Here is a 21,076-nt window from a genome sequence, read left to right on the forward strand (position 1 = left end):
GTATACTGTTGAGCCTACTCGCTTGATCAGTAACAAATTGAAAGAATCAGTGGGTAAAAATGCAAATTCTGAACAGGAATTCTTTCTGTTCAGAATTTTTTTCAAAAACGAACCTAATAAATATTCACAAAAATGCTTTTATATGGTAAAATAAAACAATTACATTTAGTGGAGATGAAGCATGAATATTTTTAGAACCAAGGATGTTAGTCTGAGACAGACAGAGATGCATCGCCATTTGAAGTTGTGGGATTTGATTCTTCTAGGGATTGGTGCCATGGTGGGGACAGGGATTTTCACTATTACAGGAACAGCAGCGGCTACCTTAGCTGGTCCATCATTAGTGATTTCCATTGTGATTTCTGCCCTGTGTGTTTCTCTATCAGCCCTATTTTTTGCAGAATTTGCCTCTCGTGTGCCTGCAACTGGTGGTGCTTATAGTTACCTCTATGCGATTTTAGGAGAATTGCCAGCTTGGATTGCTGGTTGGTTGACCATTATGGAATTCATGACGGCTGTTTCAGGTGTGACGTCTGGCTGGGCAGCTTACTTTAAGGGATTGCTCAGTAATTATGGTATTGCCATGCCCCAATCCTTGAATGGAACCTTTAATCCTGAACAAGGTACCTATATCGATCTTCTACCTATTTTAGTACTGACATTGGTAACGGGATTGGTTTTATTAAATTCCAAGGCAGCCTTACGCTTTAATTCGCTTTTAGTGGTCTTGAAATTCTCAGCTCTCGCCTTATTTATCCTAGTTGGTATTTGGTACATCAAGCCAGAAAATTGGACGAATTTTGCTCCATTTGGTTTTGGTCAACTATATGGTGGAAGTACTGGGATTATGGCGGGCGCATCTTTGATGTTCTTTGGTTTTCTCGGATTTGAGTCAATTTCCATGGCAGTTGATGAAATTCAAAGTCCGCAAAAAAATATTCCTCGCGGAATTGTGCTTTCTCTAACAATCGTCACCATTCTCTATGCCTTGGTAACCTTAGTATTGACAGGGATTGTTCACTACAGTAAGCTCAATGTGGACGATGCAGTAGCATTTTCATTACGGAGTATTGGTATCGGCTGGGCAGCAAATTATGTTTCGCTTGTAGCCATTCTAACCCTGATAACCGTATGTATCTCTATGACTTATGCTTTATCTCGGATGATTTATAGCTTAGCGCGTGATGGACTTTTACCTCAAAGTTTCAAACAATTAAGCAAGACTAGTCGCGTTCCTAAAAATGCGACCCTTTTAACAGGAGTTGCTTCAGCCATTGCTGCAGGAGTCTTTCCTCTAGCTAGTATTGCAGCCTTCTTAAATATCTGTACGCTAGCTTATCTCATTTTGCTAGCCTACGGAATAATAAAACTCAGAAAGGATAAGGGTATGCCAAAAGAGGGAGAGTTTAAAACACCCTTGGTGCCACTTTTGCCAATTCTTTCCATTCTTATCTGTGTTTCCTTTATGCTTCAATATAGTCTAGATACCTGGATTGCCTTTAGCATCGCTCTTGTAGTTGGTCTAGTCATTTACTTTACTTACGGGTTCCGCCATTCAACCCTCGCAGAAGAAGAATAAAAGCTGGGAATTCCCAGCTTTTTTAATCTTTCACATAAGTGAATCCTTCACCCAGAATTTCATGAGCCTCAGTGATGGTGATAAAGGCTTGAGGATCAATTTTGTGAATCATATCTTTCATTTTAACGATTTCGTTTCGACCGACGATACAGTAGATAATTTTTAAATCCTTTTTGCTGTAGTAGCCTTGACCAGATATAAAGGTAACGCCACGTCCGAGTTCATCGTTAATCTCTTTGGCCAATTGATCAGGATATTGGGTAATAATCATAAATCCTTTACCAGCATAACCTCCTTCGCCTATCAAGTCGATAACACGAGCGATGATAAAGTCAAATAAGAGGGTATAGGTAACTAGACGAAGGTCCTGGAAGATAATCAAAATCAACATTAGGATAAAAAAGTCAATCCCAAAGAGCAATTTACCAATCGAAATATTGGTGTATTTGTTGAGGATACGGGCAACGATATCAGAGCCACCAGTGGTTCCACCAGCATTAAAGATAATTCCTAAACCAACCCCTAGTAAGACACCTGAGACTAAAGCGACAATGATGAGATCCCCTTGCAAGTCGATGTGCAAAGGAATGCGCTCAAAGATTGCTAGCCAAACGGAAAGTGAAATAGATCCTAGAAGGCTGGAGTAGAGGGTCTTAGGTCCAAATATCTTCCAAGCCAGGATAAATAAAGGGATATTAATCAAGAGGTTCATCAATGAGACAGGAATCTTAAAGAGATAGTAGGTAATCAAGGTAATACCTGTCGCCCCACCCTCAAATAAATGATAAGGAACAACAAAGTAGGTAAGACCGAAGGCATAGATAGCAGCTCCCAAAATAATGGTAATAATCGGTTGAAGTTTTCGAATCATAGCTGTTCCTCACTTTTCTATAGATAGATTATACCAAAAATTCAGTTCTTTTCATCGGATCACTTATGATTTTTTATCATTTTTTTGATATAATAAAGGAGAAAATCCCAATCCTATCGAGAAGAATAGAAAGATTGAATTATGACACAAGTAAAAATTGTAACGGACTCTTCTGTTACTATCGAACCAGAAGTAGTTAAAGAATTAAATATCACTGTTGTCCCTCTATCAGTTATGATTGATAGTGTGCTTTATTCGGATGCAGATTTGAAAGAGGGAGAATTCCTTCATCTTATGCAACAAAGTAAGAATCTGCCTAAAACAAGCCAGCCCCCTGTAGGAGTGTTTGCTGAGGTCTTTGAAGAACTAGGTAAAGATGGCAGTCAAATTATCGCCATTCACATGTCCCATGCCTTGTCTGGAACTGTGGAAGCTGCTCGCCAAGGGGCAAGTCTCTCAACTGCTGATGTAACAGTTATTGATAGTTCCTTTACAGATCAAGCGATGAAGTTCCAAGTTGTTGAAGCCGCAAAACTTGCTAAAGAAGGTAAAGATTTAGAAACGATCTTAGCTCATGTAGAGGACGTCAAAAATCATACAGAACTCTATATCGGTGTTTCGACGCTAGAAAACTTAGTTAAGGGTGGTCGTATTGGACGTGTGACAGGATTACTAAGCTCACTCTTGAATATTCGTGTAGTAATGCAGATGAAAAACCACGAACTCCAACCAATCGCCAAAGGACGTGGAGCGAAAACTTTCAAAAAGTGGCTTGAGGAATTAACCAATACTCTTTCCCAAAAATCAGTTGCAGAAATTGGAATTTCCTATGCTGGAACGAACGAATGGGCGAATGAGATGAAGGCATTATTGCAACCTTATGTTGAGAAACCAATCTCTGTATTGGAAACTGGCTCTATTATTCAAACTCATACTGGAGAGAATGCTTGGGCGATTCTAATTCGCTACAATTCCTAAAAAAATAGAGAAAAAATGGTCAAAATAGTGTTTTTGACTTGACCTATAGCCGATTTTAGGATATGATTATATTTGTTAATTAGAAATTATTTGGAGGATTTGTTAACATGGCAAACAAACAAGATTTGATCGCTAAAGTAGCAGAAGCTACAGAATTGACTAAGAAAGATTCAGCAGCAGCAGTTGACGCTGTATTTGCAGCAGTAACTGAATACCTTGCAGCTGGTGAAAAAGTTCAATTGATCGGTTTCGGTAACTTTGAAGTTCGTGAGCGTGCTGCACGTAAAGGTCGCAACCCACAAACTGGTAAAGAAATCAAAATCGCAGCTTCTAAAGTTCCAGCATTCAAAGCTGGTAAAGCTCTTAAAGACGCTGTTAAATAATGAATTTTCAAAAAGCCTGTCATATCAAGCATTCGAGCTTGTCTGACAGGCTTTTTTTATTGTTTATTTGAAAAGTTGAGTTATGATTTTGTGCAAAAAGAAAAAGGTTCCCATGTTTGAGAACCTTCTTTTCATTAGTTTTTAGAAGCTGCTTGGAATTCAGGGTTTTTCCATGCTTCATCAATGATAGCTTGCAATTCCTTAGCAGATGCTTGCATTTTTTGAGTTTCAGCATCGTTCAATGGGATATTTACTGGACGAACAATACCGTGTGCACCAACAACAGCTGGTTGACCGATAAAGACGTTTTTAACACCGTATTGACCTTCTTGGAAGACTGAAAGTGGAAGTACTGCATTTTCGTCATCAAGGATTGCTTTTGTGATACGAGCAAGCGCTACAGCGATACCGTAGTATGTAGCTCCTTTTTTGTTGATGATTGTGTAGGCAGCGTCACGAACACCTTCGAACAATTCAATCAATTCAGCTTCTTGAACGTTTTGAGTGTCTTTAAGGAATTCTTCAAGGTTTACACCAGCGATGTTAGCGTGTGACCAAACCGCAAATTCAGAATCTCCGTGTTCACCCATGATGTAGGCGTGAACTGAACGAGCATCAACATCCAATTTTTCAGCAAGTGCTTGACGGAAACGTGCTGAGTCAAGTGAAGTACCTGAACCGATAACACGTTCTTTAGGGAATCCAGAGAATTTCCAAGTTGAGTAAGTCAAAACGTCAACTGGGTTAGCTGCAACAAGGAAGATACCATCGAAACCTGATTCAACAACTTGTGTTACGATTGATTTGTTGATAGCCAAGTTTTTACCTACAAGGTCAAGGCGAGTTTCACCCGGTTTTTGAGGAGCACCTGCAGTGATAACAACAAGGTCAGCGTCTGCACAGTCAGAGTATTGAGCAGCGTAGATTTTTTTAGGTGAAGTGAAGGCAAGGGCGTGGCTAAGGTCAAGCGCATCACCAACAGCTTTTTCATGCAATTGTGGAATTTCGATAATTCCAAGCTCTTGTGCAATTCCTTGGTTAACAAGTGCGAAAGCGTAAGATGAACCTACGGCACCGTCACCAACAAGGATCACTTTTTTGTGTTGTTTAGTTGAAGTCATTATCTAAACATCTCCTTCATTTTTTTTTAGGGGAATCCCCAGACACTTTCATTCTATCACTTTTAAAAAGCTTTGTCACGAATATTCTATTCGGTCATCGATGTAAACGTTTTAGTGATTTCCAAAGACTGAAATGAAGGACGAATTATGGTATAATATATCTAATTACTAATAGTGAAATGAGGCATTTATTAATGCAGGATAGAAATTTAGTGAATGTCAATCTGACAAAGGAGATGAAGACCAGCTTTATCGACTACGCCATGAGCGTTATCGTTGCGCGGGCCCTTCCTGATGTTCGAGATGGCTTAAAACCTGTTCACCGTCGTATTCTATACGGAATGAATGAACTAGGTGTTACACCAGACAAACCACATAAAAAATCAGCCCGTATTACAGGGGATGTTATGGGTAAATACCACCCACACGGAGATTCCTCTATTTACGAAGCCATGGTTCGTATGGCTCAGTGGTGGAGCTACCGTTACATGCTTGTTGATGGGCATGGAAACTTTGGTTCTATGGACGGGGACGGTGCTGCCGCGCAGCGGTACACTGAGGCACGTATGAGCAAGATTGCTCTGGAAATGCTTCGTGACATCAATAAAAACACAGTTGATTTCGTAGATAACTACGATGCTAACGAACGTGAACCCTTGGTTTTGCCAGCTCGTTTTCCAAACCTTTTGGTCAATGGGGCAACTGGTATCGCTGTTGGGATGGCAACCAATATTCCACCTCACAACTTGGGTGAAACCATTGATGCAGTGAAGTTGGTTATGGATAATCCTGAAGTGACGACTAAGGACTTGATGGAAGTCTTGCCTGGTCCAGATTTTCCGACTGGTGCTCTTGTCATGGGGAAATCAGGGATCCATAAGGCTTATGAGACTGGTAAAGGTTCCATTGTCCTTCGTTCTCGTACAGAGATTGAAACCACTAAGACGGGTCGTGAGCGGATTGTTGTAACGGAATTCCCTTATATGGTTAATAAAACCAAGGTACATGAGCATATTGTTCGCTTGGTTCAGGAAAAACGAATTGAGGGCATTACAGCCGTACGTGATGAGTCCAACCGTGAAGGCGTTCGCTTTGTAATCGAGGTTAAACGCGACGCGTCTGCCAACGTTATCCTTAACAACCTCTTCAAGATGACCCAGATGCAAACCAACTTTGGTTTCAACATGTTGGCGATTGAAAATGGTGTGCCAAAAATCTTGTCCCTTCGTCAAATTTTGGATGCTTATATCGAGCACCAAAAAGAAGTGGTTGTTCGCCGTACTCGTTTTGACAAGGAAAAGGCGGAGGCGCGTGCGCACATCTTAGAAGGTCTTTTAATTGCACTTGACCATATCGACGAAGTGATTCGTATCATTCGTGCCAGTGAAACAGATGCGGAAGCGCAAGCTGAGTTGATGAGCAAGTTCAAGCTTTCTGAACGTCAAAGTCAAGCTATCCTTGATATGCGTCTTCGTCGTTTGACAGGATTGGAACGTGATAAGATTCAGTCTGAATATGATGAATTGATTGCCTTGATTGCAGATTTGGCTGATATCCTTGCCAAGCCTGAGCGCGTGGCGCAAATCATCAAAGAGGAATTGGACGAAGTCAAACGCAAGTTTGGTGACAAACGTCGTACGGAGTTGATGGTCGGTGAAGTCTTAACTCTTGAAGATGAAGATTTGATTGAAGAAACGGATGTCTTGATTACCCTTTCGAACAAGGGCTACATCAAACGTCTGGACCAAGGTGAGTTTACTGCCCAAAAACGTGGTGGCCGTGGGGTTCAAGGTACTGGGGTTAAGGATGATGACTTTGTGCGTGAGCTGGTTTCAACCAGCACCCATGATCATCTGCTCTTCTTTACTAATAAAGGACGTGTCTACCGCCTTAAAGGTTATGAAATCCCTGAATACGGTCGTACTGCTAAGGGATTGCCAGTTGTCAATCTATTGAAGTTGGACGAAGGTGAGAGCATTCAGACCATTATCAACGTTGAGTCTGAACGTAGTGATGACGCCTATCTCTTCTTTACAACTCGTCACGGTATCGTGAAGAGAACCAGTGTCAAAGAGTTTGCTAACATTCGTCAAAATGGACTGAAAGCCTTGAATCTCAAGGATGAAGACGAATTAATTAATGTCTTGCTGACAGAAGAAGATACGGATATTATCATTGGTACCAAGTTTGGTTATGCTGTTCGCTTTAATCAATCAGCTGTTCGTGGCATGAGCCGTATCGCGACTGGTGTTCGAGGAGTCAATCTTCGTGAGGGTGACACAGTAGTTGGCGCTAGCGTGATTACAAACCAAGACGAGGTTCTTATCATCACTGAAAAAGGATATGGTAAACGTACACTTGCTACTGAATATCCTACTAAAGGCCGTGGTGGTAAAGGGATGAAGACAGCCAATGTTGCTGAGAAGAATGGTCCTCTGGCTGGTCTCCTTACTGTTAAAGGCGATGAAGACCTGATGATTATCACAGATACAGGTGTCATGATCCGTACAAATGTTGCCAATATTTCACAAACTGGACGCTCAACTATGGGAGTTAAGGTGATGCGTCTAGATCAGGATGCTAAGATTGTGACCTTTACTACGGTTGCTGCGGCAGAAAAAGAAGAAGTTGGGACTGAAATTGAAACAGAAGGTGAAGCATAATGTCTCATAAAAAAACGAAAAATAAAAAGAGTAAGAAAAATAAGCGCAGAAATCTATTTATCAATATTTTAGCGGGTTTCTTAATTCTTCTTTCCTTAGCCTTGATTTTTAATTCAAAGATTCGCGATATCTTTTTGGTATGGAATACCAATAAATACCAAGTCAATCAAGTCACTAAGGAAAATATAGATGAAAACCTAAAATCCGAGGGAAATTTTGATTTTGACTCTGTTAAGTCTATTTCATCTGAAGCTGTATTGGCTTCACAATGGGATGCTCAGAAACTTCCTGTTATTGGAGGTATCGCTATTCCTGAGGTGGAGATTAACCTCCCTATTTTCAAAGGGTTGGATAATGTAAACCTGTTCTACGGAGCAGGGACCATGAAACCAGACCAAAAAATGGGGGAAGGAAACTATTCTCTAGCCAGTCACCATATCTTTACTGCTGAAAATGCCAGTCAAATGCTCTTCTCACCTTTGGTCAATGCCAAAGCAGGTATGAAAATTTATCTGACGGATAAGGATAAAGTTTATACTTATGAGATTACAGAGGTAAAACGTGTTACACCAGACCGTGTAGATGAAATCGAAGATCGTGACGGCGTAAAGGAGATTACTTTGGTTACCTGTGTTGATTATAATGCGACCGAGCGTATAATCGTCAAAGGAATCTTTAAAGAATCAAAAGCTTATTCTGAGACTTCTGAGGATATTTTGAAGGCCTTTAATCAACCGTATAGACAACGTTATTAAGAATGAATGAACCAGTGAAGTGCTATTTCACTGGTTTTTATGTCAACAAAATAGGATCAAAATAGTTCTTATGAAAAAGGACAGGAAGACTTAGGATAAAGATTTTTAAGATAAATATTTTAGAATTTTACAGAAAACGCTTTCTAGAAAACAAGAATTATGTTATAATTATCACAAATAAAAGTTTAGGAGTTTTTTATGGTCTCTTCAGAATTTATTTCAAAGATTGAATTTGCTTGTAAGAAGAAAGAAAGTCTTTATAGCCAAAGTAAGTTTAAGTATGCGATTCGTTCCATGTTTGCAGGTGCTTTTCTAACATTTAGTACGGCTGCGGGTGCAGTTGGGGCTGACTTGATTAATAAGATCGCACCAGGCAGTGGACGCTTCCTCTTCCCATTCGTTTTTGCTTGGGGATTGGCCTACATTGTTTTCTTGAATGCTGAGCTAGTAACTTCAAATATGATGTTTTTGACAGCTGGTAGTTTCTTGAAAAAAATCTCATGGAGAAAAACAGCTGAGATTTTACTATACTGTACCTTATTCAACCTTATCGGAGCTTTGATAGCAGGTTGGGGCTTTGCCCACTCAGCAGCCTATGCAAATCTAACACATGATAGCTTCATTTCAGGGGGTGTTGAGATGAAGTTAGGTCGTTCCAATGAGCTAGTCTTGCTTGAAGGTATTTTAGCCAATATCTTTGTAAACATTGCCATTCTTTCATTCGTTTTGGTGAAAGACGGTGGCGCCAAACTTTGGCTTGTCTTATCAGCGATTTACATGTTTGTATTCTTAACAAACGAACACATTGCTGCGAACTTTGCTTCTTTTGCGATTGTTAAGTTTAGTGTTGCAGCTGATTCTATCGCAAACTTTGACATTCCGAACATCCTTCGTCACTGGGGTATAACCTTTGTCGGAAACTTTATCGGAGGAGGTCTCTTGATGGGCTTACCATACGCCTTCCTCAATAAAAACGAAGATACTTATGTCGATTAAAGAAATGAGCACGAGTTAATCGTGCTTTTTTGTTTGATGTGTATGACTAGTCATAGTTGTTCCTTATATCAAAATATAGAAAAACTGTATTGGAAAAGGCTAACCCAAGATGATACAATATACCTAATGAAGCTATTTGGAGGTCGTCTTATGACTCGTGATTTTAAATTTGAAACCCTACAATTGCATGCAGGGCAAGTCGTTGATCCAGCGACCAAGTCTCGTGCAGTACCGATTTATCAAACAACATCCTTCGTTTTTGATGACACGCAGGAGGGTGCAGATTTGTTTGCTTTGAGAAAACCAGGCAATATCTATACTCGTATCACAAATCCTACAACAGCAGCCTTTGAGGAAAGAATCGCTGCTCTTGAAGGTGGTGTTGGAGCACTAGCGACAGCATCTGGTATGGCTGCACTTACTTATACAATTCTTGCCCTTGCTCATGCGGGTGACCATGTGGTGGCTGCGTCAACTATTTACGGTGGGACTTTCAATCTCTTGAAAGAAACCCTTCCTCGTTATGGAATCACAACCACCTTTGTCGATGTGGATAATTTGGAGGAAGTAGAAGCAGCTATCGGTGACAATACCAAACTTGTCTTGATTGAAACCTTAGGGAATCCCTTGATTAACATTCCTGACTTGGAAAAATTGGCTGAGATTGCGCATAAACACCAGATTCCTCTCGTTTCTGACAATACTTTTGCCACACCATATTTGATTAACGTTTTCTCTCACGGTGTCGATATTTCAGTCCACTCAGCGACTAAGTTTATCGGTGGACATGGTACGACTATTGGAGGAGTGATTGTCGATAGCGGTCGTTTTGACTGGGCAGCTTCAGGGAAGTTCCCTCAATTTGTTGAGGAAGACCCAAGCTACCATAACTTGAGCTATACTCGTGACGTGGGTGCTGCAGCCTTTATTATCGCTGTTCGTGTTCAATTGCTTCGTGATACAGGTGCTGCCTTGTCACCATTTAATGCCTTTCTCTTGCTCCAAGGGCTTGAAACTCTCTCTCTTCGTGTTGAACGTCATGTGCAAAATGCAGAGAAAATTGTTGATTTCCTTGTCAACCATCCTAAGGTAGAAAAAGTCAACTATCCAAAACTTGCTGACAGTCCATATCATGCCTTGGCTGAGAAATATTTGCCAAAAGGTGTTGGTTCAATCTTTACCTTCCATGTCAAAGGTGGAGAGACAGAAGCACGCAAGGTCATTGATAATTTGGAAATCTTCTCTGACCTTGCAAACGTTGCAGATGCCAAATCTCTTGTTGTCCATCCTGCGACAACCACTCACGGTCAGTTGTCAGAAAAAGATCTAGAAGCAGCAGGTGTCACACCAAACCAAATCCGCTTGTCTATCGGTCTTGAAAATGTAGAGGATTTGATTGAAGATTTGCGTTTAGCCTTGGAAAAAGTATAAAGTAAGACAGATAAATAATTCGTAACTAATTATTAAATAAACTATATAAGGCTAGTACTATCTAGTCTTATATAGTTTATTTTGCTATAATAGTTTAAAATATGATTAGTATTATTGTTATGAGATTGTTAGAGAATATTAAGTAAACTTTAAGACGAACATAGAATCATTAAGAAAGGCAAGGAAACTACTTGTCTCTAAAAATTAACTTTCTTTTTCAACTCAAGAAGGTTTAGGGGATGGACGTTTGATTCAGGAATAGTAATAATAATCAAATGGAGCTAATCAGAATTAAATTATAGATGTAGAAGAAATTAGTCCTGAATTTGACTTATAAGATTCAGTTAAATCAATTAGTTTCAAATAAAATGAAAAATTTTTAAGAACTTAGAATGGTTGGAAAGTTTCCCGTTTTATCACTTAATGGTGTTGTGTTAAGAGTGATTATGTGAAATTGTTAAAAAGTAAAGTTTGATTTTGAAAAAAATAATTATAAATAAAAGGAGAAATTCTAAATGAGCCATTGCCATTCTGAACATAAAGAAATTAGTAATAATGTTCATACATTTTATATCGGATTTGATTTAGATGATTTTGGCAAGATTTCACAAGTAAAAAAGAAGTTTTATGACGAATTGTTTGACGACATTGCTTCTTTTGCTTTCGGATCACATAATGTAATGAAGAGAATCAAAGAACCTCAGGATATTTCTAAAGTTCAGAGGGAAGCATTGAGAAAAATGTATAATATACCAGAATTACAAGAAGCTAGTAGGTACTATCTTGAATCAGATTTAGTAGAGGATAAGTATCTTAAGCGTGGTGAGTTTGGAGAATTGCTTTTATATCATCTGCTACATGAATATTTTAATGCTGATGCTTTAATTTCAAAAATCTATTTCAAGGATAGCATGGGGCTACCAGCGCATGGTTTTGATGCAGTTCACGTAGATTCTGATAATCAAATCTTGTGGATTGGAGAATCTAAATTATATTCTGAATCTAGTTCTGCTATTGATGCTTTGATGAAAGATTTAGAAGAACATTTTAGAATATCATTTTTTGATTCTGAGTTTGTTATTATAGAAAATCGTGTTCATGATAGCGACATAGAACTTGATGATTTTATGAAAAAATTAATTAATCCCCAAACAAAAGTTTTAGATAAACTTGCTAATATCAATATTGCATTATTTGCTGGATTTGATAGCAAGTCATTGCAAGAGTTTGAAGATGAAGAGTCATTTAAGAAAAAATTAGAATCAGAGATTAATATTTTAGAAAAAAAAGCGTTAAAAAAAATAGAAGAGCATCCGTGGAATGAGCATTTAAATATTTTTTTATTTTTATTTCCCATTGACAACAAAAAAGAATTTGTCAAAGATCTACATTTAAAATTAAAAGGGGCGCAGCAAGGATGAAAAATATTAAAGAAATTCTAAAATATTCTGAGTTAAAAAATTATGAAGAAAATTTTGAACTTATTAAATATATTTCTAGTATTATTGATACATCTGATGCTAGAAAAGTAATAATTCATATCTTAGATATTTGGGAAAATGTAAATAATAACGCAAAAGAAATGTGGATTGATTTGATTGGAAGAGCAGGATTTTATCCGTATTATATTGAAAAAGTTTGTCAAGAAGAGCAATTAACTCTGTCACTTCAGGATCAAATAAAAACAGAATTTTTTAAATCTGATTATCTTCCAAATATATATTTTCATCAACAGCAAAAAGAAATAGAAATAGCTTTATCCAATGGAAATAATATAGCTGTAAGCGCGCCAACTAGTTTTGGAAAAAGCTTACTTATCGAAGAGATTGTAGCAAGAAAACAATTCTGTAATATCTTAATTATACAACCAACTCTTGCATTAATTGATGAAACAAGAAAAAAACTATCAAAGTATAAAGGAGATTATAATTTAATAATTAATACTCGTCAAATAGTTCTTGAGAAAAATATTTTTATTTTAACAGCTGAACGAGTGTTAGAATTTCCAAATCTTCCCAATATAGATTTTTTTGTCATTGATGAATTTTATAAAATTTGTAATCGTCTAAATGATAGTAGAATTGATTCTTTGAATGTTGCGTTATTAAGAGTTATGAAACATAATACCCAAGCAATGTTCTTAACTCCTACTGTAGATTCTTTATCGGAGGCTTTCCGAGAAAGGTATAAAGTTGCTTTTTTTAAAACAGATTATGCTTTAGTAAATACTAATGTCATCGAGGTTAGGAATAGAAATAATAATTTATTATCTGGTAACTCTAAAAAAAATAAATTATTTAAAATGCTATATAAACAAGAAGAATCAAGTATTGTATATGTAAAATCTCCGAATGAAGCCTATAAACTTGCCAAAGAATATGTAGACTATTTACGCAAGAATAAGATTGAGACTGAAAATAAAAAATTAGATATATTTGAATGGATTGATAATAATATATCTCCTAATTGGCAATTAAAAGAAATGTTAGAACATGGTGTAGGGGCACACAACGGAGCACTCCCAAGGCATGTAGTAACTTCAGAAATTGATTTATTTAATAAAAAGAAAATTAAAGTACTTTTTGCAACGGTTTCATTGATTGAAGGCGTGAACACAGTTGCGAAAAATATGTTTGTATATAGTCAACATAAAGGTGATAATAAAATTGACTTTTTTGATTTTGCAAATATACGTGGTCGGGCTGGTAGAATGAATGAACATTTCACTGGAAATGTTTATGTGTTTATTGATGAAATTGCAGATGAACATCTCACTATTGATGTACCTAGTGTTGATCAGAATCCTGTGTCAGATGAAATTTTAATTAATATTTCAAGTAACGAAGTGAAAGATATTGAACGAAAACAGAGATTAGAAGATGGTTTAGATAATGAAATCTTAGAAATTATTAAGAATAATCTTATTTCAGTAGAAGGTCAGAAGTCTTTGTATCGCTTTATAGAAAAAGAGCAAAAAACTGGTGGAATAGATTATTTAAGGTGGGATGGTATACCTAGTTATGATAAATTATGGCAAACTCTTTACTTAGGATATAAATTTTTGAAATCAAATGATAGAATCGGTTTTGTACAAAGTAGAGCTGTAATGTCGCTTAAATTTGTCAATCTATCATTAAGAAAAGTTATTGAAGAACAGTATAAATACTATTTGTCTGAAAAAAGAAAAGATCCTTTAAATAGTGCCATTGATTTTGTTTTGAAATTTCAAAAAACAGAAGCTGGGTACGAAATACCTAAAATTTTATCTGTGATTGATTCTATACAAAGACATGTATTCGATAAATTAGGTTTGCCTGCTGGGGACTATTCTGTATTTGCCTCTTTATTAGAGAATGAACAGATTGATGAAAGATTACAATTTTTAATTGATTATGGTGTACCAAGCTCAGCTGTAAAAAAAATTAGAAATATACCTGATAATCTTATTGAAGATTCTCATATAATACAATATCTAAGAAGAAATTTATCTCTTATAATTAGGAATTTGATTCCTTATGAAGCAAATTTATTAGAAGAAGCAATACGGTAGATATGAAAAAGACCCTAAAGAAGTAGATTAGGTATATTTTATTTTGAATAACACGAGGTACCCCCTATGAACGAAATCAAATGCCCCAACTGTGGGGAAGTCTTTACAGTAAATGAGAGTCAGTATGCCGAACTCTTGTCTCAAGTGAGAACGGCAGAATTTGATAAGGAACTGCACGATCGCATGAAGCAGGAGCTAGCCTTGGCTGAGCAAAAGGCTATGAATGAGCAACAGATTAAACTAGCTCAAAAAGACCAAGAAATCGCGCAACTGCAGAGTCAAATCCAAAACTTTGATACAGAGCAAGAGTTGGCTAAGAAAGAGGTTGAACAGACAAGTCATCAGGCCTTATTAGCAAAGGACAAGGAAGTGCAGGCCTTGGAAAACCAATTGGCGACCTTGCGTTTAGAGCATGAAAACCAACTGCAAAAGACTCTCTCTGATTTAGAAAGAGAGCGTGATCAGGTCAAAAACCAGCTCCTCTTGCAGGAAAAGGAAAATGAGTTATCTTTGGCTTCTGTTAAGCAAAATTACGAAGCTCAGCTCAAGGCAGCTAGTGAACAGGTCGAGTTCTATAAGAATTTCAAAGCCCAACAATCCACAAAAGCTATCGGGGAAAGTTTGGAACAGTATGCAGAGAGTGAGTTTAACAAGGTTCGTAGTTTTGCCTTTCCAAATGCCTACTTTGAGAAGGATAACAAGGTCTCTGCGCGTGGATCTAAGGGAGACTTTATCTTCCGTGAATGTGATGAAAATGGAGTGGAAATTATTTCCATCATGTTTGAGATGAAAAACGAAGCGGATGGGACAGAGAAAAGGCACAAGAATGCGGACTTCTACAAGGAATTGGACAAGGACCGTCGGGAGAAAAACTGCGAATATGCGGTTCTGGTGACCATGCTAGAAGCAGATAACGACTACTTTAATACAGGGATTGTTGATGTCAGTCATGAGTATGAAAAGATGTATGTGATTCGTCCCCAGTTCTTTATCCAGTTGATTGGTCTCTTGCGAAATGCTGCGCTTAATTCTTTGAAATATAAGCAAGAGTTGGCACTTGTCCGTGAACAAAACATTGATATCACTCACTTTGAGGAAGATTTGGATGCCTTTAAACTAGCCTTTGCCAAGAACTACAATTCAGCTTCAACTAACTTTGGTAAAGCCATCGACGAAATTGATAAGGCTATCAAACGCATGGAAGAGGTTAAGAAATTCCTAACCACATCCGAAAACCAACTCCGCCTCGCCAATAACAAATTGGAAGATGTTTCAGTAAAAAAATTGACCCGAAAAAACCCAACTATGAAAGCCAAGTTTGATGCGCTGAAGGGAGAGTGAGAAAGCAACAGATGAACGGTATTATTAACTTAAAAAAAGAAGCGGGGATGACTTCGCATGACGCGGTTTTTAAACTGCGTAAGATTTTGGGAACAAAGAAAATCGGTCATGGTGGGACCCTGGATCCGGATGTAGTGGGTGTTTTGCCTATTGCGGTGGGCAAGGCGACCCGCATGGTCGAGTTTATGCAGGATGAGGGCAAGGTCTATGAGGGGGAAATCACTCTCGGCTATTCAACGACGACCGAGGATGCTAGTGGGGAAGTAGTCGCAGAAACTCCTGTTTTGTCGCCCTTGGATGAAACCACTGTCGATGAAGCGATTGCGAGTCTGACTGGGCCTATTACTCAGATTCCACCTATGTACTCGGCTGTCAAGGTCAATGGTCGCAAGCTCTATGAGTATGCGCGTGCAGGTCAGGAAGTGGAGCGTCCAGAACGTCAGGTGACCATTTATCAATTTGAGCGGACGAGTCCGATTTCTTATGAGGGCGAACTTGCACGATTCACTTTTCGTGTGAAATGTAGTAAGGGGACTTATATCCGTATCTTGTCTGTTGACTTGGGAGAGAAGCTGGGTTATGCGGCCCATATGTCTCACCTAACACGTACCAGTGCTGCAGGTTTGCAGTTAGATGAGGCTCTTACCTTGGAAGAAATTGCCGAAAGAGTTGAGGCTGGTCAACTTGACTTTCTCCACCCTCTTGAGATTGGTACAGGGGACCTTGTCAAAGTTTTCCTAAGTCCAGAAGAGGCTACAGAAGTGCGCTTTGGTCGTTTTATCGAGCTAGACCAAACGGACAAAGAATTGGCTGCTTTTGAAGGTGATAAATTGCTTGCCATTTTAGAAAAAAGGGACAATTTCTACAAACCAAGAAAGGTTTTTGGCTAGTCTAACTGGAGTGTGGGGATGGATTTGTTTCCCCTAGACTATCCAAACCAGACTATAAATTTTGAAAAAAATATGATAGAATAGACGACGGATAAAAAAACGGAGGATAGCATGCAAAATAGACCAATCATTATCGGAGTGACAGGTGGTTCTGGTGGAGGAAAAACCAGTGTTTCAAGAGCCATTTTATCGCATTTTCCTGATGAAAAGATTTCCATGATTGAGCATGATTCATACTACAAGGATCAGTCTCACTTGACCTTTGAAGAGCGTGTCAAAACCAACTACGACCATCCTTTTGCTTTTGATACAGACTTAATGATTGAGCAAATTAAGGAATTGTTGGCAGGGCGCCCGGTGGACATCCCGACTTATGACTATACAGCGCATACACGGAGTAGCAAGACCTATCGTCAGGAGCCTCAAGATGTCTTTATCGTTGAGGGAATTTTGGTCTTGGAGGACAAGCGTCTGCGCGATTTGATGGATATCAAGATTTTTGTGGATACAGATGATGACGTGCGTATTATTCGCCGGATCAAGCGTGATATGGAGGAGCGTGGACGTAGCCTTGACAGTGTCATTGAGCAGTACTTAGGTGTAGTTAAACCTATGTACCACCAGTTTATCGAGCCGACTAAGCGTTATGCCGATATCGTCATTCCTGAGGGAGTCAGCAATACCGTTGCTATCGACCTTTTGACGACCAAGATTGCAAAGATTTTGGAAGAAGCGCGAAACAGTAAATAATCAGATGAGGAGGCCTAGCCTCCTTTTTCTATTTTTCCTTTAGTTTCAGTAGGAAAAAGGTGATTTTTAAGCATGTTTTTGGTATAATAATACCCATGGAAAAGCAAGAAAATGAATAGTAGGTGGAGATGGAAAAGTATTTATCGGTAACAACTTTGACCAAGTATCTGAAAATGAAATTCGATAAAGACCCTTACTTGGAACGGGTCTATTTAACTGGTCAAGTTTCCAACTTTCGTAAACGACCTACTCACCAATATTTCTCCCTAAAAGACGACCATGCAGTCATTCAAGCGACCATCTGGTCAGGGATTTATCAAAAATTGGGTTTCGACCTCGAAGAGGGAATGAAAATCAATGTGATTGGGCGTGTGCAAATCTATGAACCCAGCGGGAGCTACTCTATCATCATTGAAAAAGCTGAGCCTGATGGGGTTGGGGCGCTCGCGATTCAGTTTGAACAACTCAAGAAAAAATTGACGGAAGAAGGTCTATTTCAAGAGAGATTCAAGCAACCTCTTCCCCAATTTGCTAAGCGAATCGGTGTGGTAACCAGTCGCAGTGGAGCTGTTATTCGAGATATTATCACGACCGTCAGCAGACGTTTTCCAGGTGTTGATATCCTTCTCTATCCGACCAAGGTACAAGGTGATGGAGCTGCGGAGGAAATTGCTCGAAATATTGCGCGTGCCAATCAACGTGAGGACCTAGATGTTCTCATCATTGGTCGTGGTGGGGGTTCCATCGAGGATCTCTGGGCTTTTAACGAAGAGATCGTGGTACGGGCTATTTTTGAATCTCGTTTGCCAGTTATTTCTAGTGTTGGGCATGAGACGGATGTGACCTTGGCAGACTTTGTGGCCGATCGTCGTGCTGCGACGCCAACAGCTGCAGCTGAACTGGCAACACCTGTAACCAAGTTGGATCTTTTGACTCATTTGCAAAATCAAGAAAAACGGATGTCAACAGCAGTCCGAAATGTCCTATCTAAGAAACAAGAAGCTCTGAAAAAATGCAGTCAGTCTGTGATTTTTAGACAGCCAGAGCGCTTGTATGATGGTTATTTGCAACGGTTAGATCAACTACAACTACGCTTAAAACAAAGTTTGCGAACACAGATTTCTGATAATAAACAGCTAGTTCAAGCAAGGACGCATCAACTAGTCCAATTATCACCTGTTACCAAAATCCAACGCTATCAAGATCGCTTAAGCCAGTTGGACAAGCTCCTACGTAGCCAAATGGCGCTGGTTTATGATGCCAAGGTTGCTGAAGTGAAGCGACTTTCAGAAGCTCTGCTGATGTTGGATACCAGTCGAATCGTGGCGCGTGGTTATGCTATTGTCAAAAAGGAAGAGTCCGTAGTAGACTCGGTTGAGAGTTTGAAGAAAAAAGACCAAGTGACGCTTTTGATGCGAGATGGTCAAGTAGAATTAGAGGTTAAAGATGTCAAAACAAAAGAAATTTGAGGAAAATCTAGCAGAACTGGAGACCATTGTCCAAAGTTTAGAAAATGGTGAAATCGCTTTGGAAGATGCGATTGCCGCCTTTCAAAAGGGAATGGTCTTGTCAAAAGAGCTCCAAGCGACGCTGGACAAGGCTGAAAAGACCTTGGTTAAGGTCATGCAAGAAGACGGAACAGAAAGTGATTTTGAATGAAGAAGCAAGAAAAATTAGCTCTTGTCGAGTCTGCCTTGGAAGATTTTTATGGAGACCAGCAGTTTGCCTCTAGTTTGCGAGAGTCCGTTCTCTATTCCATTCATGCTGGGGGCAAGCGTATTCGGCCTTTTCTCTTGTTGGAGGTTCTGGAAGCCTTGCAAGTCGCTATTAAACCTGCTCACGCGCAGGTGGCCGCGGCCTTGGAAATGATTCATACAGGGAGCTTGATTCACGATGACCTTCCTGCTATGGATGATGACGATTATCGTCGTGGACGCTTGACCAATCATAAGAAATTTGGCGAAGCGATGGCAATATTGGCAGGAGATGCCTTGTTCCTAGATCCCTATGCCTTAATAGCGCAGGCGGATTTGCCAAGTCAGATCAAGGTGGACTTGATTGCCAACCTATCCCTTGCTTCAGGAAGTCTGGGAATGGTTGCAGGTCAGGTTTTAGATATGGAAGGCGAACACCAGCACTTGTCCTTGGAAGAACTCCAGACCATTCATGCTAATAAAACTGGAAAATTGCTAGCTTATCCCTTTCAAGCAGCTGCTATCATAGCTGAATTAGCACCAGAAATCCAAGCAAAATTGAAAACGGTTGGTGAATTGATTGGCCTTGCCTTTCAAGTCAGGGATGATGTGTTAGATATGACCGCTAGTTTTGAGGAAATCGGGAAGACTCCACAAAAGGATTTGCAGGCAGAAAAGTCAACCTATCCAGCCTTGTTGGGCTTGGAAGAGGCGATTGCCTTTTGTAACCAAACTCTGGATCAAGCTAATGTAAAATTAGAAGAAATTGCCCAACAGGTTCCCTTCAAGATAGAATCGATTGTGAAAGTAGTAGAAAGTTTGAGAATCAATGGCTAAGGAAAGAGTGGATGTACTAGCTTATAAACAGGGCTTGTTTGAAACGCGTGAACAAGCCAAGCGTGGTGTCATGGCTGGTCTAGTCGTAGCAGTCCTTAATGGGGAGCGTTTTGACAAACCAGGAGAGAAAATCCCAGATGATACTGAACTAAAACTCAAGGGTGAAAAACTCAAGTATGTCAGTCGAGGTGGTCTAAAACTGGAAAAGGCTTTGCAGGTCTTTGATTTATCAGTGGATGGCGCAACCACGATTGATATTGGGGCCTCCACTGGAGGATTTACTGACGTCATGTTGCAAAATGGTGCTGAGTTGGTCTTTGCAGTCGATGTTGGTACCAATCAGTTGGCTTGGAAATTACGTCAAGACCCACGGGTTGTCAGCATGGAGCAGTTTAATTTTCGTTATGCTGAAAAGACTGACTTTGAGCAGGAACCGAGCTTTGCCAGTATTGATGTGAGTTTTATTTCCCTCAGTCTGATTTTGCCTGCTTTGCACCGTGTCTTGGCTGATCAAGGTCAAATTGTAGCTCTGGTTAAGCCCCAGTTTGAAGCAGGTCGTGAGCAGATTGGGAAAAATGGAATCATTCGCGATGCCAAGGTTCATCAACATGTCCTTGAATCTGTCACTGCTATGGCAGTTGAACAAGGTTTTTCAGTGTTTGGATTAGACTATTCACCAATCCAAGGTGGACATGGAAACATCGAATTTTTGGCATATTTGAAAAAGGAAGATGGAGCAAGTAACCAAGTTGCTCCTGAAATAGAAAAAGTTGTAGAGAGAGCACATAGAGAATTTAAAGATGAATAAAAAAGAGAGACTTGAAAAAATTAGAAGATTTGTTACAGATTATCAAATTGGGACTCAGGAAGAAATCGTTGAGCACTTAAAGGAAGCAGGTATTTCTGCTACGCAAGCCACTGTCTCAAGGGACATCAAGGAGCTTGGGATTGTTAAAATTCCTTTGAAGAACAACACCTATATCTATGAGTTGCCAAAATCAGTCGTCAAAAGTTTGCAGTTGGCTGAGGACAATATTGTGAGTTCTGAGTTAATGGGAAATATGATCAATCTTGCTGTCATTCCTGGAAATACTATTTTTGTGAAGAGTCAGTTGGTTGAAGCATTTTCTGAACAGATTTTTAGCTGTCTAGCTGATGATGATTCTATCTTAATTGTAGCTAGAACAGCAGAGGCAGCTGAGGAAATTGTTGAACAAGTCAAAAAATGGTAGGTCAG

The 21,076-nt window shown here is 39.2% G+C and carries 19 protein-coding genes; 17 read left to right on the plus strand and 2 right to left on the minus strand.

Annotated features, from left to right (window positions below; all coding sequences use genetic code 11):
* Positions 1-181: 181 nt before the first annotated feature.
* Positions 182-1,579 (plus strand): APC family permease, encoded by a 1,398-nt coding sequence (locus tag GMD3S_RS0200665; protein WP_001020302.1) that lies wholly within the window; start codon positions 182-184, stop codon positions 1,577-1,579.
* 22 nt (positions 1,580-1,601) lie between these two features.
* On the opposite strand, the gene GMD3S_RS0200670 is transcribed toward GMD3S_RS0200665, so the two are convergent.
* Positions 1,602-2,450: a YitT family protein gene (locus GMD3S_RS0200670; protein WP_000619787.1), complete on the minus strand. Its 849-nt coding sequence runs from the start codon at positions 2,448-2,450 to the stop codon at positions 1,602-1,604.
* Between the two features lie 141 nt (positions 2,451-2,591).
* On the opposite strand from GMD3S_RS0200670, the gene GMD3S_RS0200675 reads away from it, so the two are divergent.
* Positions 2,592-3,428 (plus strand): DegV family protein, encoded by an 837-nt coding sequence (locus GMD3S_RS0200675; protein ID WP_000195456.1) that lies wholly within the window; start codon positions 2,592-2,594, stop codon positions 3,426-3,428.
* A 107-nt stretch (positions 3,429-3,535) separates the two neighbouring features.
* Positions 3,536-3,811: an HU family DNA-binding protein gene (locus GMD3S_RS0200680; protein WP_001284636.1), complete on the plus strand. Its 276-nt coding sequence runs from the start codon at positions 3,536-3,538 to the stop codon at positions 3,809-3,811.
* A gap of 134 nt (positions 3,812-3,945) precedes the next feature.
* On the opposite strand, the gene GMD3S_RS0200685 is transcribed toward GMD3S_RS0200680, so the two are convergent.
* Positions 3,946-4,932 (minus strand): L-lactate dehydrogenase, encoded by a 987-nt coding sequence (locus tag GMD3S_RS0200685; protein ID WP_000204722.1) that lies wholly within the window; start codon positions 4,930-4,932, stop codon positions 3,946-3,948.
* Positions 4,933-5,126: 194 nt separating this feature from the next.
* On the opposite strand from GMD3S_RS0200685, the gene gyrA reads away from it, so the two are divergent.
* From gyrA to GMD3S_RS0200755, 14 genes are all read left to right on the plus strand, one after another.
* The gene (gyrA, locus tag GMD3S_RS0200690) at positions 5,127-7,595 is read left to right on the plus strand and encodes a DNA gyrase subunit A (protein WP_001154047.1); all 2,469 of its coding nucleotides are present in this window, start codon (positions 5,127-5,129) and stop codon (positions 7,593-7,595) included.
* The gene (locus tag GMD3S_RS0200695; RefSeq protein WP_000018508.1) at positions 7,595-8,350 is read left to right on the plus strand and encodes a class A sortase; all 756 of its coding nucleotides are present in this window, start codon (positions 7,595-7,597) and stop codon (positions 8,348-8,350) included. Before gyrA ends, GMD3S_RS0200695 begins: the two co-directional genes overlap by 1 nt.
* A gap of 198 nt (positions 8,351-8,548) precedes the next feature.
* Positions 8,549-9,346 (plus strand): formate/nitrite transporter family protein, encoded by a 798-nt coding sequence (locus tag GMD3S_RS0200700; protein WP_000254779.1) that lies wholly within the window; start codon positions 8,549-8,551, stop codon positions 9,344-9,346.
* Positions 9,347-9,496: 150 nt separating this feature from the next.
* Complete coding sequence (locus GMD3S_RS0200705) at positions 9,497-10,777, plus strand: O-acetylhomoserine aminocarboxypropyltransferase/cysteine synthase family protein (protein WP_000196304.1); 1,281 nt, start codon at positions 9,497-9,499, stop codon at positions 10,775-10,777.
* Between the two features lie 515 nt (positions 10,778-11,292).
* Complete coding sequence (locus tag GMD3S_RS0200710; protein WP_000017579.1) at positions 11,293-12,198, plus strand: HamA C-terminal domain-containing protein; 906 nt, start codon at positions 11,293-11,295, stop codon at positions 12,196-12,198.
* A complete protein-coding gene (locus GMD3S_RS0200715) occupies positions 12,195-14,327 on the plus strand; it encodes a DEAD/DEAH box helicase (protein ID WP_000789573.1) in 2,133 nt (710 codons plus the stop codon). Before GMD3S_RS0200710 ends, GMD3S_RS0200715 begins: the two co-directional genes overlap by 4 nt.
* Before the next feature lie 66 nt (positions 14,328-14,393).
* Entirely contained in the window at positions 14,394-15,668 is a 1,275-nt protein-coding gene (locus GMD3S_RS0200720) for a DUF2130 domain-containing protein (protein ID WP_001002599.1), read from the plus strand.
* Between the two features lie 11 nt (positions 15,669-15,679).
* Entirely contained in the window at positions 15,680-16,558 is an 879-nt protein-coding gene (gene truB, locus GMD3S_RS0200725; protein WP_001013282.1) for a tRNA pseudouridine(55) synthase TruB, read from the plus strand.
* 111 nt (positions 16,559-16,669) lie between these two features.
* Positions 16,670-17,308: a uridine kinase gene (udk, locus tag GMD3S_RS0200730; protein WP_001181372.1), complete on the plus strand. Its 639-nt coding sequence runs from the start codon at positions 16,670-16,672 to the stop codon at positions 17,306-17,308.
* A 128-nt stretch (positions 17,309-17,436) separates the two neighbouring features.
* A complete protein-coding gene (gene xseA / locus GMD3S_RS0200735; RefSeq protein WP_000417445.1) occupies positions 17,437-18,777 on the plus strand; it encodes an exodeoxyribonuclease VII large subunit in 1,341 nt (446 codons plus the stop codon).
* A complete protein-coding gene (locus GMD3S_RS0200740) occupies positions 18,755-18,967 on the plus strand; it encodes an exodeoxyribonuclease VII small subunit (RefSeq protein WP_000043226.1) in 213 nt (70 codons plus the stop codon). Before xseA ends, GMD3S_RS0200740 begins: the two co-directional genes overlap by 23 nt.
* The gene (locus tag GMD3S_RS0200745; protein WP_000743798.1) at positions 18,964-19,839 is read left to right on the plus strand and encodes a polyprenyl synthetase family protein; all 876 of its coding nucleotides are present in this window, start codon (positions 18,964-18,966) and stop codon (positions 19,837-19,839) included. The genes GMD3S_RS0200740 and GMD3S_RS0200745 overlap by 4 nt, the downstream gene beginning before the upstream one ends.
* A complete protein-coding gene (locus GMD3S_RS0200750; RefSeq protein ID WP_001041059.1) occupies positions 19,832-20,647 on the plus strand; it encodes a TlyA family RNA methyltransferase in 816 nt (271 codons plus the stop codon). Before GMD3S_RS0200745 ends, GMD3S_RS0200750 begins: the two co-directional genes overlap by 8 nt.
* On the plus strand, positions 20,640-21,071 hold the full coding sequence (locus GMD3S_RS0200755; RefSeq protein ID WP_001034394.1) for an arginine repressor: 432 nt from the start codon (positions 20,640-20,642) through the stop codon (positions 21,069-21,071). The genes GMD3S_RS0200750 and GMD3S_RS0200755 overlap by 8 nt, the downstream gene beginning before the upstream one ends.
* The last annotated feature ends 5 nt before the right edge of the window (positions 21,072-21,076 follow it).

The sequence above is a fragment of the Streptococcus sp. GMD3S genome, assembly GCF_000298695.2.
In the GTDB taxonomy this organism is placed as follows: Bacteria; Bacillota; Bacilli; order Lactobacillales; family Streptococcaceae; genus Streptococcus.

Bases quoted from the DNA above. Each gene is read 5' to 3' on its own strand.
- truB (WP_001013282.1), top strand. From the start codon at position 15,680: ATGAACGGTATTATTAACTTAAAAAAAGAAGCGGGGATGACTTCGCAT.
- GMD3S_RS0200745 (WP_000743798.1), top strand. From the start codon at position 18,964: ATGAAGAAGCAAGAAAAATTAGCTCTTGTCGAGTCTGCCTTGGAAGAT.
- GMD3S_RS0200680 (WP_001284636.1), top strand. From the start codon at position 3,536: ATGGCAAACAAACAAGATTTGATCGCTAAAGTAGCAGAAGCTACAGAA.
- GMD3S_RS0200705 (WP_000196304.1), top strand. From the start codon at position 9,497: ATGACTCGTGATTTTAAATTTGAAACCCTACAATTGCATGCAGGGCAA.
- GMD3S_RS0200710 (WP_000017579.1), top strand. From the start codon at position 11,293: ATGAGCCATTGCCATTCTGAACATAAAGAAATTAGTAATAATGTTCAT.
- udk (WP_001181372.1), top strand. From the start codon at position 16,670: ATGCAAAATAGACCAATCATTATCGGAGTGACAGGTGGTTCTGGTGGA.
- GMD3S_RS0200720 (WP_001002599.1), top strand. From the start codon at position 14,394: ATGAACGAAATCAAATGCCCCAACTGTGGGGAAGTCTTTACAGTAAAT.
- GMD3S_RS0200695 (WP_000018508.1), top strand. From the start codon at position 7,595: ATGTCTCATAAAAAAACGAAAAATAAAAAGAGTAAGAAAAATAAGCGC.
- gyrA (WP_001154047.1), top strand. From the start codon at position 5,127: ATGCAGGATAGAAATTTAGTGAATGTCAATCTGACAAAGGAGATGAAG.
- GMD3S_RS0200755 (WP_001034394.1), top strand. From the start codon at position 20,640: ATGAATAAAAAAGAGAGACTTGAAAAAATTAGAAGATTTGTTACAGAT.
- GMD3S_RS0200675 (WP_000195456.1), top strand. From the start codon at position 2,592: ATGACACAAGTAAAAATTGTAACGGACTCTTCTGTTACTATCGAACCA.
- GMD3S_RS0200750 (WP_001041059.1), top strand. From the start codon at position 19,832: ATGGCTAAGGAAAGAGTGGATGTACTAGCTTATAAACAGGGCTTGTTT.
- GMD3S_RS0200740 (WP_000043226.1), top strand. From the start codon at position 18,755: ATGTCAAAACAAAAGAAATTTGAGGAAAATCTAGCAGAACTGGAGACC.
- GMD3S_RS0200685 (WP_000204722.1), bottom strand. From the start codon at position 4,932: ATGACTTCAACTAAACAACACAAAAAAGTGATCCTTGTTGGTGACGGT.
- GMD3S_RS0200670 (WP_000619787.1), bottom strand. From the start codon at position 2,450: ATGATTCGAAAACTTCAACCGATTATTACCATTATTTTGGGAGCTGCT.
- GMD3S_RS0200700 (WP_000254779.1), top strand. From the start codon at position 8,549: ATGGTCTCTTCAGAATTTATTTCAAAGATTGAATTTGCTTGTAAGAAG.
- xseA (WP_000417445.1), top strand. From the start codon at position 17,437: ATGGAAAAGTATTTATCGGTAACAACTTTGACCAAGTATCTGAAAATG.
- GMD3S_RS0200665 (WP_001020302.1), top strand. From the start codon at position 182: ATGAATATTTTTAGAACCAAGGATGTTAGTCTGAGACAGACAGAGATG.
- GMD3S_RS0200715 (WP_000789573.1), top strand. From the start codon at position 12,195: ATGAAAAATATTAAAGAAATTCTAAAATATTCTGAGTTAAAAAATTAT.